Raw genomic sequence first — 13,339 nt, 5'->3', positions numbered from 1 at the left:
CAGATCGAACGTGATAAGGAATGTGTATGCGCAATCGCACTTTTGCGGATCTTGACCGTGTTGTCGCTCTTGGCGGAGGCCATGGTCTGGGGCGAGTGATGTCTTCTCTGTCCTCACTTGGCTCAAGGCTGACAGGGATAGTGACAACCACGGATAATGGCGGCTCCACCGGGCGTATTCGACGCGCGGAAGGGGGTATCGCCTGGGGCGATATGCGTAATTGTCTGAACCAGTTAATTACCGAGCCGAGCGTCGCTTCGGCGATGTTTGAGTACCGTTTTGGCGGTAACGGCGAACTTTCCGGGCATAACCTTGGAAATTTGATGCTTAAAGCGCTGGATCACCTGTCAGTGCGCCCGCTGGAAGCCATCAATTTGATCCGAAACCTGCTCAAGGTTGACGCGTTCCTGATCCCGATGTCCGAACAACCGGTCGATTTGATGGCAATCGATGCGGAAGGGCACGAGGTTTATGGCGAAGTGAACATCGACCAGCTTACCGTGCCGCCAAAAGAGCTGATGACCTACCCAAGCGTGCCCGCCACGCGTGAAGCCATTGAGGCCATCGGCGAAGCGGATTTGATTTTGATTGGGCCGGGCAGTTTTTACACCAGTCTGATGCCCATTTTACTGGTCAAAGAGCTGGCACAGGCCCTGCGCAGAACGCCCGCCCCCATGGTTTACATCGGCAATTTAGGCCGTGAGCTGAGCCCGGCGGCGGCCAGCTTGTCGCTGGCGGATAAACTGAATCTGATGGAGCAGTACGTCGGGAAGAAAATCATCGATGGCGTGGTGGTCGGCCCGAAAGTTGATGTATCAGGAATTGGCGATCGCGTGGTGGTGCAGGAGCCGCTGGAAGCGAGCGATATCAAATATCGCCACGACCGTCACCTGCTACGTGAAGCGCTGGAGAAGGCGATTCAGGACCTGGGATAGAGATTATGCCTTCACCCAACTTCTCTCCCGTGGGAGAGAGCAAACACTAAAAAAATGACAGCCTGCGGCTGTCATTTTGCTTTTACCTAGGAGGCGGCGATAAACAGATCGCGCAGCTGATGCAGCTGATCGCGGATTTGCGCGGCCTCTTCGAATTCGAGGTTCTGCGCATGCTGCATCATCTGCCCTTCCAGTTCGTGGATTTTCTGCTGCAGCGCTTTTGGCGTCAGCTCGACGGTATCCGGCTCAACCACTGAACGCGCTTTCCCGCGCCCTTTCGCTTTGGTCTTCGCAATGTTCTGACCCAGCGCCAGAATATCCACCACTTTCTTGTTCAGACCCTGCGGCGTAATACCGTGCTCTTCGTTGTAACGCTGCTGTTTCTCACGACGACGCTCCGTTTCGCCAATTGCTTTCGCCATTGACTGGGTAATTTTATCGCCGTAAAGGATCGCTTTACCGTTAACGTTACGCGCGGCACGGCCAATGGTCTGGATCAGGGAGCGTTCAGAACGCAGGAAGCCCTCTTTGTCGGCATCCAGAATCGCCACCAGCGAGACTTCTGGCATATCCAGGCCTTCTCGCAGCAGGTTGATACCCACCAGCACGTCAAACTCGCCCAGACGCAGGTCGCGGATGATCTCCATACGCTCGACGGTATCGATATCCGAGTGGAGGTAACGCACCCGCTCACCGTGCTCCTCAAGATACTCGGTGAGATCTTCCGCCATGCGCTTGGTCAACGTCGTTACCAGCACGCGCTCGTTGATGGCCGCGCGGATACGGATTTCTGACAGCAGATCGTCAACCTGAGTGGCGACCGGACGCACCTCGATAATCGGATCCAGCAGCCCGGTCGGACGCACCACCTGGTCAACCACCTCATCGCCCGATTTTTCGAGCTCGTAGTTGCCCGGCGTAGCCGAGACGTAGATGGTTTGCGGTGCCAGCGCCTCAAATTCTTCAAACTTCATGGGACGGTTATCCAGCGCAGATGGCAGACGGAAACCATACTCCACCAGCGTCTCTTTACGCGCCCGGTCACCGCGATACATCCCGCCAATTTGCGGGATAGTCACGTGAGATTCGTCGATCACCAACAGACCGTCTGCCGGCAGATAATCAAACAGCGTCGGCGGTGGCTCGCCCGGACCACGCCCGGAGAGGAAACGTGAGTAGTTTTCGATACCGGAGCAGTAGCCCAGCTCGTTCATCATCTCCAGGTCAAACTGGGTGCGCTGGCTCAGGCGTTGCTCTTCCAGCAGCTTATTATTCGCCAGAAGCACCTTACGGCGGTCTGCCAGTTCAACTTTGATCTCTTCCATCGCCTGCACGATACGCTCGCGTGGCGTCACGTAGTGCGTTTTCGGGTAGATGGTATAGCGCTGAACAACCGACTCGACGTGGCCGGTCAGCGGGTCAAACAGCGACAGGCGTTCAACTTCTTCGTCAAACAGCTCAACGCGCAGGGCGATATCGTCCGACTCTGCCGGGAAGATATCAATCACCTCGCCGCGCACGCGGAAGGTACCGCGCTGGAACGCCTGATCGTTACGGGTGTACTGCAGCTCTGTCAGACGGCGTAAAATAGCGCGCTGATCGATGATCATCCCCTGGGTCAGGTGCAGCATCATCTTGAGATAGAGATCCGGATCGCCCAGACCGTAGATAGCCGACACTGACGCCACCACCACTACATCGCGACGCTCAAGGAGCGCCTTCGTCGCCGACAAACGCATCTGCTCAATGTGTTCGTTTACCGAGGCATCTTTCTCGATGAAGGTGTCAGAGCTCGGGACATACGCTTCAGGCTGGTAGTAATCGTAGTAGGAGACAAAATATTCCACGGCGTTATCCGGGAAGAACTCTTTCATCTCACCGTAAAGCTGAGCGGCCAGGGTTTTGTTTGGGGCCAGCACCATCGTGGGGCGCTGCAGATCGGCGATAACGTTGGCAATGGTAAACGTTTTGCCCGAACCGGTTACCCCCAGCAGCGTCTGGTGCGCCAGCCCATCTTCCAGCCCCTCTTCGAGACGTCGGATCGCCTCAGGCTGATCGCCGGAAGGACGGAATGCAGAATTCAATTTGAACGGTTTACTCATGGGCGACAACCTGATGACGTTATAAGCGGCAGGTGAGTAATTTTACTCGTTGCTGCCAGGAATGCCAGTAAAAAACACTGGATGAAAAACCAGTAGCATGTCAGGATATTTAGAGTACCGGCAGGGTGATTAGCGCGATAGCGGTCAAAATTTGGACCGTGACAACATAAAACACCAGTCAGGACGGGTTATCCCCAGAACTTTTTCTTTTTTAACATTTGTCAAGCCAGGTAATGATAGTTTTATGGCAACAGGTGACACTTTCATTACGGCAATTGCTTTTATCTAACCAATTAAATATTAAGCGATATTTTCTAAAGCCGCGTTTCGCGCCAATTTGGTCGTAACCCGCGTCTTCTCTCGCTTATCGCGTGTTTTCTAACTCTAATGCACATGGTTATCCACAGGAATAGTGGATAACTGCTTCCAGCCCGTGCAGACCGCCGCTCAGCAAATTCCCGACTTTTCCCACGAAACGGCAGCAAAAATTTTTTATAGCTATTTTTTGCTGATAAACAGTTGTGTCATTCATAACCAACCGATGCGATCTTGCTCACATTTCCACCATTTTAACCCTGCACCACAACTCATCACGTCCGGCACCGCGGATGTGCAAAGGGGGGTAATCACACACCGCTTATCCCGGATAAATTCCTAAAAAAGTCTCTTTTTTAATCAATTTAGGGTTTCTGGCAGGAGTTTTGCACATCCCACAATGAGCCTCATCCACACAGATTTTTAAGGAGAGAAAGATGTTGAGTCTGCGTGCAGTTAACCAGTTTTACGGAAGCCAACATACGCTATGGAACGTGGATTTAGATTTTCCCAAAGGCGTGTGTACAGGCGTTGTTGGCCTGCCGGGGATGGGCAAAACGACCCTGATGAATTGCATCGCCGGGAAAGTGCCTGTCGACAGCGGCACCATCATCTGGCACGAAGCCGGTGCACCGCCGCGAGATTTGCTTAGCCAGACGCCAGAACCCTTCGCTGGCCCGGGAATAGGCTATGTCCCGCAGGACAGGCGGATTTTCTCCCAGTTAACCATTGATGAAAATCTGCATATCGCCATGCGGGCGACAGGGAAACCAGACCCTGAAGCGAAAAGTGACGTTTACGACCTCTTTCCGGAACTCTATGCGCTGCGACAAACCCGGGCCAACACGCTTTCGCCAGACGACCAGTATCAGCTGGCGCTGGCCAATGCGCTGGTCATCCGTCCGCGGATGCTGATTCTGGATGAACCGATGCATGGCGCGGGCCACAGCTTCGCCCAGAAGCTGAGCCAGCTGCTGGTGCGGTTAAACCGGGAACTGGGAATGACGGTGTTGTTAGCTGAGCAGCAGCTGTCGTTTATCCGCCGGGTCGCGGAGCGCTTTTGCATGCTGTATCGCGGGCGTAACGTGGCCCAGGGCCACGTTAACGAGCTGGACGACGAGCTTATCGCCCACTGGATGTCGCTGGAGGCAAGACGCTGAGATCGAGGTAATGCCCGGTTTCAGCGCACCCGGCCGTGTCAGCCAGCCACGGGATCTCCCCAAGAAACGGCGCAGGAATCACCCGCTTCAGCGTTGCCAGATACTCCTGATGTCGCCTGCCCGGCGCAACCACGTCGTTGGCTATCCAGCCGGCCAGGCGCAGCCCGGCCTGCTGAACGGCCTGGGCAGTCAGCATCGCATGGTTGATACAGCCGAGCTTGACCCCTACCACCAGGATTACCGGCAGCTGCTCGATTTGCACCCAGTCAGCAAAGGTCTGGTCCGCCGAAAGTGGCGTAAACCAGCCACCGGCGCCCTCCACCAGCACCCAGTCAGCCTGGCGTTCAAGGGCGCGTAACCCGGCAGAAAGCACGGCAAAATCAATCGGGCGACCTTCATCTGCGCTGATAATATGCGGCGAGGTGGGCTCGGCAAAGGTATACGGATTCACCGCTGAATAGGCAAGTTCAAGCGTACTGTTCCGCTGGAGCGCCAGCGCGTCGGTATTGCGTAACCCGTGCGTCGTCATCTCGCTGCCGGAGGCGACAGGCTTATATCCGGCGGTGGTTTTTCCCTGCATGCGCGCCGCATGCAGCAGCGCTGAGCTGGCAACCGTCTTGCCCACTTCGGTATCTGTTCCGGTGACAAAATAACGTTCAGTCACGTTCAATAATCCCATGAAAAAGTTGATATGAGAGCGGGAACTGCCCCCGCTGCTGCGGCCACGCCAGCTCCAGACGCTGTAACTGGCCGCGGGTAAGAGGTTTCTTTTCACGCCCCGCATGCAGATGGGTCGCGCCAATGCCCTTCAGGGAGCGCATGGCGCTGAAGGCATCGTCGAAATTCAGCGTAATGGTCTGCTCAGCACAGCGATAGCGCCATCCCGCCAGCGCGTGGATGACCTGCTCGTGCGGCAAAAAACGGTTAGCGTGAGGTTGTTCATCCACCGCTTTCCACGCCTGATTGAGCTCCGGTAAAGAGCTTTCCAGCAGCGTGGTGAAGGCCACGCATCCACCCGGACGCGCCACGCGATAAAGCTCGTTTAATGCCTGCGGGAGACTACTGCACCACTGTACCGCCAGATGGCTCCAGACCAGATCAAACCGCGCATCCGGCAGCGGAATGGACTCAATATCGGCAACCAGATAGTGGTGCGCGGCCTGCTGCTGACGGGCCTCCTCGAGCATATCGGGCGACAGATCGATAGCCGTCACCTCGCTGCCGGCCGCACGCCAGTGTCGGCTATTGGCACCCGGCCCACACCCGGCGTCTAGCACCTGAGGGAACCGGGTCTCGTTGAGTAAAGCAAGCAGCCCCTGCGCGCTCTGACGCTGGAGTTCATCGTGCTGCGAATAGCTGCGCGCGGCCCGGCCAAATGCCGCCGCGATCGCCTGTTTATTCACGGGTGTCATGCAGCGCCTCCAGAAGTGCCTCGATATCCTCTGCTTCGTGCGCCGCCGTGAGCGTCAGACGCAGCCGGGCAGTGCCTGGCGGTACGGTTGGTGGACGAATAGCCGTCACCCATATCCCCCGCTCGCGAAGCGTCTGCGCCAGCGTGAGAGCCAGACCGTTTTCCCCCACCATCACCGGCTGGATTGCGCTCTGCGAATCGGTGCTCTGGAACGGGAGATGGCGTAACCCCTGGCGAAAACGCCGGATATGTTCCGCCAGACGCGCCCGTCGTTCCGCGCCTTCTGCGCTGCGGATCACCGCCAGTGATGCAGACAGCGCCACGGCCTGTGCGGGCGGCATACTGGTGCTGTAAATGAGATGACGGGCGAACTGCAGCAGATAGTCGGCGACAGACTCGCTGCACAACACGGCCGCCCCGCTCACGCCAAAACCTTTCCCGAAAGTCACCACCAGCAGTTCCGGCTTCACGTTTTGCTGATGGATGCTACCGCGCCCTTCCTCACCCATCACGCCAATACCATGCGCATCATCAACCAGCAGCCAGGCGTTTTGTCGCTGCGCCGTCTCATGCAGCGGACGCAGCGGTGCACTGTCGCCGTCCATGCTGAACACCCCTTCTGTGACCACCAGCTGCTGTCCGGTGCAGGGCTTATCGAGCAGGCCAGCAAGCTGAGCCGCATCGTTATGGGCAAAGCGGCGGAGCTGCGCAGGGCTTAAACTTGCCGCTTCCAGCAGCGAGGCGTGACTTAAGCGGTCGGCAACAATGCGGTCGTCCTTGCCCATTAGCGCGGTGATGACCGCCTGGTTGGCGGCAAAACCTGAAATGAACAGCAACGCACGCGGATACCCCAGCCAGTCGGCAAGGGCCTCCTCCAGCGCCTGATGCGCCGTGGTGTAGCCGCTGACATGCCCCGAGCCGCCGCTGCCGACGCCAAACCGCTCCGCCCCCTGCTGCCAGGCGCGGACGATTGCCGGGTGCTGGCTCAGCCCGAGATAATCATTGCTGGAGAAATTGCAAAACTGCCGGCCCTCGTGGGTGAGAAAACGGCCTGCGCCGTTTTCTACCACGTTGCGAACGCGAAAGGCATCTGCCGCCCGCCGTTCTTCGAGCGCAGAATGGATACGTGCCTGCCAGGTCATACGGTTGCCGCGTTGTAGAACTGGTCAGTATCGGCGTTGAAAATCTGCTGCTCCAGCTGCTGCTGTTGCTCGTTATCCCCCGTCAGGACGTCGGTCTGATGCGGGTTCAGCCCCAGCTTGCGGAACAACTGGACGTCTTTGTCCTCTTCCGGGTTCGGGGTGGTCAGCAGTTTGCAGCCGTAGAAGATGGAGTTGGCCCCGGCCATAAAGCACATCGCCTGCGTCTGCTCGCTCATCTGCTCACGACCCGCCGAGAGGCGCACGTAGGAGGTCGGCATCATGATACGCGCCACCGCAATGGTGCGGATAAAATCAAATGCATCCACGTCTTCGTTATCCGCCAGTGGCGTACCTTTAACTTTCACCAGCATGTTGATCGGCACGCTTTCCGGCGGCGTGGGCAGGTTCGCCAGCTGCAGCAGAAGACCCGCACGGTCTTTCACCGTTTCGCCCAGCCCCACAATCCCACCGGAACAGACTTTGATGCCGGCGTCACGCACTTTATCCAGCGTATCGAGACGCTCCTGATAGGTCCGCGTGGTGATGATATTGCCGTAAAATTCAGGGGAGGTGTCGAGGTTGTGGTTGTAGTAATCCAGCCCCGCTGCGGAAAGGCGTTGCGCCTGCTCTTCGTTCAGCGTGCCAAGGGTCATGCAGGCTTCCAGCCCCATCTCTTTCACCCCTTTCACCATCTGCTCCAGATACGGCATGTCGCGATCGTGCGGGTTTTTCCATGCCGCGCCCATACAGAATCGGGTTGAGCCTGCATTTTTCGCCTTACGGGCAGAGTCGAGCACCTGCTCCACTTCCATCAGACGTTCAGATTCAAGCCCGGTTTTATAGCGCGCACTCTGCGGGCAGTATTTGCAATCTTCTGGGCATGCGCCGGTCTTGATCGACAGCAGCGTACTGACCTGCACATGGCGTGGATCGAAGTGCTGACGATGCACCTGTTGGGCTTCAAACATCAGCTCAAGGAAAGGTTTATTGAATAATTCAGTAACTTGCGACATCGTCCAGCGTGCGTGGTGAGCCATGGGGCTTCTCCAAAGGGTTTTGTTAATTTTCAGATCGGTTTATACTCGTAAACCTAAAACTTTTCAAAATGGTTTACAAGTCGATTATGACCCAGGACGATCTCGCCTTCGACAAGCAGCATATCTGGCACCCATACACTTCCACTACCCGCCCCCTCCCCGTTTACCCGGTCGCCTCGGCTCACGGGTGCGAACTGACCCTGAGCAGCGGTGAGTCGCTTGTGGACGGCATGTCATCCTGGTGGGCGGCTATTCACGGGTATAACCACCCGCGTCTGAATGCGGCGATGAAAGCGCAGATTGACCAGATGTCGCACGTGATGTTTGGCGGTATCACCCATCAGCCTGCGGTTGACCTGTGCCGGCGTCTGGTCGCGATGACCCCGACCCCGCTGGAGTGCGTTTTCCTTGCAGATTCCGGCTCTGTTGCTGTGGAAGTGGCGATGAAAATGGCGCTACAGTACTGGCACGCCAGAGGTGAGACCCGCCAGCGGTTCCTCACCTTCCGCAACGGCTATCACGGCGACACGTTCGGCGCGATGTCGGTGTGCGATCCGGATAACTCCATGCACAGCCTGTGGAAGGGCTATCTGCCAGAGAACCTCTTTGCCCCGGCACCGCAAAGCCGTTTTGACGGGGAGTGGGATGAAATGGACATGGTCGGTTTTGCGCGGCTGATGGCTGCCCACCGCCATGAGATTGCCGCCGTTATTCTTGAGCCGGTTGTGCAGGGTGCAGGCGGGATGCGGATGTACCACCCGGCATGGCTGACGCGCATTCGTAAGATGTGCGATCGCGAGGGCATTCTGCTGATTGCCGATGAGATCGCCACCGGCTTTGGCCGCACCGGCAAGCTGTTCGCCTGCGAGCATGCGGGGATCGCACCGGATATTCTGTGTCTGGGTAAAGCGCTGACCGGCGGCACCATGACGTTGTCCGCCACGCTGACAACGCGCCACGTTGCCGACACCATCAGCGACGGCGACGCGGGCTGCTTTATGCACGGCCCGACGTTTATGGGCAACCCGCTGGCCTGCGCGGTGGCGAGCGAAAGCCTGGCCATTCTCGAGAGCGGCGAGTGGCAAACGCAGGTCGCGACGATTGAAGCGCAGCTTCGCCAGGAGCTGAGCGCAGCGTCAGCGGCTGAATTCGTGGCGGATGTGCGCGTGCTGGGTGCCATCGGCGTGATTGAGACCACCCATCCGGTTAACATGGCGGCGCTGCAGCGTTTCTTCGTGGAACGGGGAGTGTGGGTGCGTCCTTTCGGCAAGCTTATCTATCTGATGCCGCCTTATGTTATCTCGCCGGCTCAGCTACGTCAGTTAACGGCTGCGGTAGTTGACGCCGTTAACATTCCCGCACATTTTGCGATTTAACCCTGAGCGTTAACGTCGGTACTCTGTTTATGCATTACACTTTTTGCATAATCGGGTACCGAGGTAAATCGTATGAAAATCATCAGTAAAGATCTGCGCGACGGGGAAAAACTGCCTGAACGCCACGTTTTTAACGGCATGGGTTATCAGGGGGATAATATCTCTCCGCATCTGGCGTGGGACGATGTTCCGGCGGGAACCAAAAGCTTTGTTGTCACCTGCTATGACCCGGATGCTCCTACAGGCTCAGGGTGGTGGCACTGGATAGTGGCGAACCTGCCTGCGGATACGCGCGTTCTGCCGCAAGGTTCCGGCTCTGACCTGGTGGCGCTGCCTGAAGGCGCTATCCAGACCCGAACCGATTTTGGCAAAGCGGGTTACGGTGGCGCCGCGCCGCCAAAAGGGGAAACGCACCGCTATATCTTCACGGTTCACGCGCTGGATGTGGACAAGATTGAGGTGGATGAGGGCGCGAGTGGCGCAATGGTCGGCTTTAACGTCCATTTTCATTCGCTGGGCAGCGCATCGATCACGGCGATGTATTCGTAAAAAAACCGGTGGCCTGAACGTGTCCGGGCCACCGGGCAAATCTTAGAGCACCGAAGGCAGTAAGCCCACCAGGCTTCCCTTCTCAAGCAGCGCGATCGCTTTATCAATATCCGGCGCAAAGAAACGGTCATCATCGTAATGCGCGACCTGTTCACGCAGCAGATGACGCGCCTGTTCCAGCAGCGGGCTGGACTTCAGACCTTCACGCAGATCAACGCCCTGACATGCGGCCAGCCATTCCACCGCCAGCACGCCGCGGGTGTTAGCGGCCATCTCCCACAGACGACGTCCGGCGGCCGGGGCCATCGAAACATGATCTTCCTGGTTCGCTGACGTTGGCAGACTGTCCACGCTGTGCGGATGCGACAGGGCCTTGTTCTCGCTCGCCAGCGCTGCGGCCGTCACCTGGGCAATCATAAAACCGGAGTTAACCCCGCCGTTGCGGACCAGGAACGGCGGCAGCTGGGACATATGTTTATCCATCATCAGCGCGATGCGACGTTCGGATAAGGCCCCTACTTCCGCAATCGCCAGCGCGATATTATCCGCCACCATCGCCACAGGCTCGGCGTGGAAATTTCCCCCGGAGACCACTTCGTTTTCCTGAGCGAACACCAGCGGGTTATCAGACACCGCATTCGCCTCCACCAGCAGCACTTCTGCCGCGTGGCGGAGCTGCGTCAGACAGGCTCCCATCACCTGGGGCTGACAGCGAAGCGAATAGGGATCCTGTACCTTATCACAGTTATGGTGAGAGTCTGCAATATCGCTGGTCTCGGTCAGCAGGTGACGGTACATCGCCGCGGCGTCAATCTGCCCGCGCTGGCCGCGCACCTCGTGGATACGGGCGTCAAACGGACGACGTGAGCCAAGCACCGCCTCGGTGGTCAGCGCACCGCACACGACCGCGGAGGCGAAAAGATCCTCGGCTTCAAACAGACCACGCAACGCAAACGCCGTCGAGGCCTGGGTCCCGTTAAGCAGCGCCAGCCCCTCTTTCGCCGCCAGCGTTATCGGGGTTAACCCGGCTTTTTTCAGCGCCTCTTTCGCAGGGAGCCACTCGCCCTTCCAGCGAGCCTGACCTTCACCGAGCAGCAGCAGCGACATATGGGCCAGCGGCGCAAGATCGCCGGATGCACCGACGGAACCTTTTGCCGGGATCCACGGATAGACTTCCGCATTCACCAGCGCCATCAGCGCCTCGATCACGCTGAGGCGAATTCCGGAGAACCCACGTGCCAGACTGTTGATTTTGAGCACCATCATCAGGCGGACAATGTCATCATCCAGCGGTTGACCGACACCCGCCGCATGCGAAAGCACCAGCGAGCGCTGTAAATTTTCCAGATCGTGCGTGGCGATACGCGTCTGCGCCAGCAGACCAAATCCGGTGTTGATGCCGTAGGCGGTACGTCCTTCGGCAATAATGGCTTCAACGCAGGCAACGCTGTCGTTAATCGCGGCGTGGGCGCTTTCATCAAGTGAGAGCGTGACCGGTTGACGCCAGACGTTACGCAGCTGTTTGAGCGTCAGTGAGCCGGGAGTGAGGGTTAAGGCGTTCATTAATGCTTTCCTTGTGTGGCAGGGATCATCGGCAGGTTCAGGCCCTGCTCTTTGGCACATTCAATCGCAATCTCGTAACCGGCATCCGCGTGGCGCATTACGCCGGTTGCCGGGTCGTTATGCAGCACGCGAGCGATACGCGCTGCCGCTTCATCCGTACCATCACACACGATGACCATTCCCGAGTGCTGGGAGAAGCCCATTCCTACGCCACCACCGTGATGCAGCGACACCCAGGTCGCCCCGCTGGCGGTATTCAGTAAGGCATTCAGCAGTGGCCAGTCGGAGACGGCATCGGAGCCGTCGCGCATGGCTTCGGTTTCACGATTCGGGCTGGCAACAGAGCCCGAGTCGAGATGGTCGCGTCCGATAACAATCGGAGCGGAGACTTCACCGCTGCGCACCATTTCGTTAAAGGCCAGACCCAGTTTTTGTCGCCACTCCAGCCCGACCCAGCAGATCCGCGCCGGCAAGCCCTGGAAGTTAATGCGCTCGCGAGCCATATCCAGCCAGTGGTGCAGATGTTCGTCGTCGGCGACGATCTCCTTCACTTTGGCGTCGGTTTTGTAGATATCTTCCGGGTCGCCGGACAGGGCCACCCAGCGGAACGGGCCAATACCGCGACAGAACAGCGGACGAATATAGGCAGGCACAAACCCCGGGAAGTCGAAGGCGTTACTCACGCCCATCTCTTTCGCCATCTGGCGAATATTGTTGCCGTAATCAAATGTCGGAATGCCCATCTGGCTAAAGGCCAGCATGGCGTTCACGTGCTCCGCCATGGAACGTTTAGCGGCGAGCACCGTGCCTTCCGGGTCACTTTCGGCTTTTTGCTGGTACGCTTCCCACGTCCAGCCCGATGGCAGATAGCCGTGAAGGGGGTCGTGCGCGCTGGTCTGGTCAGTGACGAGATCCGGGCGTACACCACGGGCCACCAGTTCAGGGAGAATGTCAGCCGCGTTGCCGCAGAGCGCAATCGACATCGCTTTGCCTTCTGACGTGTATTTTTTGATGCGTGCCAGCGCGTCATCCAGGTTTTCAGCCTGTTCATCGACGTAACGGGTACGCAGTCGGAAATCAATGCGGCTCTGCTGACATTCGATGTTCAGGGAGCAGGCACCGGCAAGGGTCGCGGCCAGCGGCTGTGCGCCCCCCATTCCCCCCAGACCGGCGGTCAGTACCCAGCGACCTTTCAGCGAACCGTTATAGTGCTGACGACCGGCTTCCACGAAGGTTTCGTAGGTGCCCTGCACAATCCCCTGACTGCCGATGTAGATCCAGCTTCCCGCCGTCATCTGGCCATACATCGCCAGCCCTTTGGCGTCCAGCTCGTTAAAGTGTTCCCAGGTCGCCCAGTGCGGGACAAGGTTAGAGTTGGCGATCAGCACGCGCGGTGCATTCTTGTGGGTTTTGAACACGCCGACCGGTTTGCCGGATTGCACCAGCAGGGTTTCGTCATGTTCCAGATGAGTCAGGGATTCAACAATCGCGTCATAGCACTCCCAGTTGCGCGCGGCGCGGCCTATGCCGCCATACACCACCAGCTCGTGGGGGTTCTCCGCGACCTCAGGATCGAGGTTATTCATCAACATGCGCAGCGGGGCTTCGGTGAGCCAGCTTTTGGCGGTAAGTGTGGTGCCGCGCGCGGCGCGGACATCCTGCTGGCGGTATTTACCTGACGACATTGTGTGCTCCTCATACGGGACAGATGATGTATTCAGATATACTTGTATAGACAAGCACACACAA

The 13,339-nt window shown here is 57.9% G+C and carries 11 protein-coding genes; 4 read left to right on the top strand and 7 right to left on the bottom strand.

Annotated features, from left to right (window positions below; all coding sequences use genetic code 11):
- Positions 1-26 precede the first annotated feature (26 nt).
- The gene (yvcK, locus tag ACMGG3_RS02650) at positions 27-935 is read left to right on the top strand and encodes a uridine diphosphate-N-acetylglucosamine-binding protein YvcK (RefSeq protein ID WP_020884933.1); all 909 of its coding nucleotides are present in this window, start codon (positions 27-29) and stop codon (positions 933-935) included.
- Between the two features lie 86 nt (positions 936-1,021).
- Here the strand turns inward: yvcK and uvrB are convergent, their stop codons facing one another.
- Positions 1,022-3,037, bottom strand: coding sequence for an excinuclease ABC subunit UvrB (uvrB, locus tag ACMGG3_RS02645; protein WP_414149553.1), 2,016 nt, complete (start codon positions 3,035-3,037; stop codon positions 1,022-1,024).
- 752 nt (positions 3,038-3,789) lie between these two features.
- Between uvrB and ACMGG3_RS02640 the strand changes: the two genes are divergently transcribed.
- Complete coding sequence (locus tag ACMGG3_RS02640) at positions 3,790-4,512, top strand: ABC transporter ATP-binding protein (protein WP_414149552.1); 723 nt, start codon at positions 3,790-3,792, stop codon at positions 4,510-4,512.
- Here the strand turns inward: ACMGG3_RS02640 and bioD are convergent.
- Genes bioD through bioB form a run of 4 tightly spaced genes read right to left on the bottom strand, consistent with a single transcriptional unit; the run spans position 4,475 to position 8,102 of the window.
- Entirely contained in the window at positions 4,475-5,176 is a 702-nt protein-coding gene (gene bioD, locus ACMGG3_RS02635) for a dethiobiotin synthase (protein ID WP_414149551.1), read from the bottom strand. The two genes, ACMGG3_RS02640 and bioD, sit on opposite strands and share 38 nt — an antisense overlap.
- Positions 5,169-5,924, bottom strand: a complete 756-nt coding sequence (gene bioC, locus ACMGG3_RS02630; RefSeq protein WP_032677719.1) for a malonyl-ACP O-methyltransferase BioC — start codon at positions 5,922-5,924, stop codon at positions 5,169-5,171. Before bioC ends, bioD begins: the two co-directional genes overlap by 8 nt.
- Positions 5,908-7,065 (bottom strand): 8-amino-7-oxononanoate synthase, encoded by a 1,158-nt coding sequence (bioF, locus tag ACMGG3_RS02625; protein ID WP_414149550.1) that lies wholly within the window; start codon positions 7,063-7,065, stop codon positions 5,908-5,910. The genes bioC and bioF overlap by 17 nt, the downstream gene beginning before the upstream one ends.
- On the bottom strand, positions 7,062-8,102 hold the full coding sequence (bioB, locus tag ACMGG3_RS02620) for a biotin synthase BioB (protein WP_014169215.1): 1,041 nt from the start codon (positions 8,100-8,102) through the stop codon (positions 7,062-7,064). The genes bioF and bioB overlap by 4 nt, the downstream gene beginning before the upstream one ends.
- A gap of 86 nt (positions 8,103-8,188) precedes the next feature.
- Between bioB and bioA the strand changes: the two genes are divergently transcribed.
- Positions 8,189-9,478, top strand: a complete 1,290-nt coding sequence (gene bioA / locus ACMGG3_RS02615; protein ID WP_032681394.1) for an adenosylmethionine--8-amino-7-oxononanoate transaminase — start codon at positions 8,189-8,191, stop codon at positions 9,476-9,478.
- Positions 9,479-9,550: 72 nt separating this feature from the next.
- Positions 9,551-10,027, top strand: coding sequence for a kinase inhibitor (locus tag ACMGG3_RS02610; protein WP_014169213.1), 477 nt, complete (start codon positions 9,551-9,553; stop codon positions 10,025-10,027).
- A gap of 42 nt (positions 10,028-10,069) precedes the next feature.
- Here the strand turns inward: ACMGG3_RS02610 and hutH are convergent, their stop codons facing one another.
- Both hutH and hutU read right to left on the bottom strand, forming a co-directional pair.
- Positions 10,070-11,590 (bottom strand): histidine ammonia-lyase, encoded by a 1,521-nt coding sequence (hutH, locus tag ACMGG3_RS02605; protein ID WP_032677716.1) that lies wholly within the window; start codon positions 11,588-11,590, stop codon positions 10,070-10,072.
- Positions 11,590-13,275, bottom strand: a complete 1,686-nt coding sequence (hutU, locus tag ACMGG3_RS02600) for a urocanate hydratase (RefSeq protein WP_020884940.1) — start codon at positions 13,273-13,275, stop codon at positions 11,590-11,592. Before hutU ends, hutH begins: the two co-directional genes overlap by 1 nt.
- Positions 13,276-13,339: the final 64 nt, after the last annotated feature.

The sequence above is a fragment of the Enterobacter sp. BNK-18 genome (assembly GCF_047456135.1).
Lineage (GTDB): Bacteria > Pseudomonadota > Gammaproteobacteria > Enterobacterales > Enterobacteriaceae > Enterobacter > Enterobacter ludwigii.
Note: the sequence above shows the minus strand (reverse complement) of the source record. Positions and strands in the feature narration are given on the sequence as shown.

Bases quoted from the DNA above. Each gene is read 5' to 3' on its own strand.
- yvcK (WP_020884933.1), top strand. From the start codon at position 27: ATGCGCAATCGCACTTTTGCGGATCTTGACCGTGTTGTCGCTCTTGGC.
- uvrB (WP_414149553.1), bottom strand. From the start codon at position 3,037: ATGAGTAAACCGTTCAAATTGAATTCTGCATTCCGTCCTTCCGGCGAT.
- ACMGG3_RS02640 (WP_414149552.1), top strand. From the start codon at position 3,790: ATGTTGAGTCTGCGTGCAGTTAACCAGTTTTACGGAAGCCAACATACG.
- bioC (WP_032677719.1), bottom strand. From the start codon at position 5,924: ATGACACCCGTGAATAAACAGGCGATCGCGGCGGCATTTGGCCGGGCC.
- bioF (WP_414149550.1), bottom strand. From the start codon at position 7,065: ATGACCTGGCAGGCACGTATCCATTCTGCGCTCGAAGAACGGCGGGCG.
- bioB (WP_014169215.1), bottom strand. From the start codon at position 8,102: ATGGCTCACCACGCACGCTGGACGATGTCGCAAGTTACTGAATTATTC.
- bioA (WP_032681394.1), top strand. From the start codon at position 8,189: ATGACCCAGGACGATCTCGCCTTCGACAAGCAGCATATCTGGCACCCA.
- ACMGG3_RS02610 (WP_014169213.1), top strand. From the start codon at position 9,551: ATGAAAATCATCAGTAAAGATCTGCGCGACGGGGAAAAACTGCCTGAA.
- hutH (WP_032677716.1), bottom strand. From the start codon at position 11,590: ATGAACGCCTTAACCCTCACTCCCGGCTCACTGACGCTCAAACAGCTG.
- hutU (WP_020884940.1), bottom strand. From the start codon at position 13,275: ATGTCGTCAGGTAAATACCGCCAGCAGGATGTCCGCGCCGCGCGCGGC.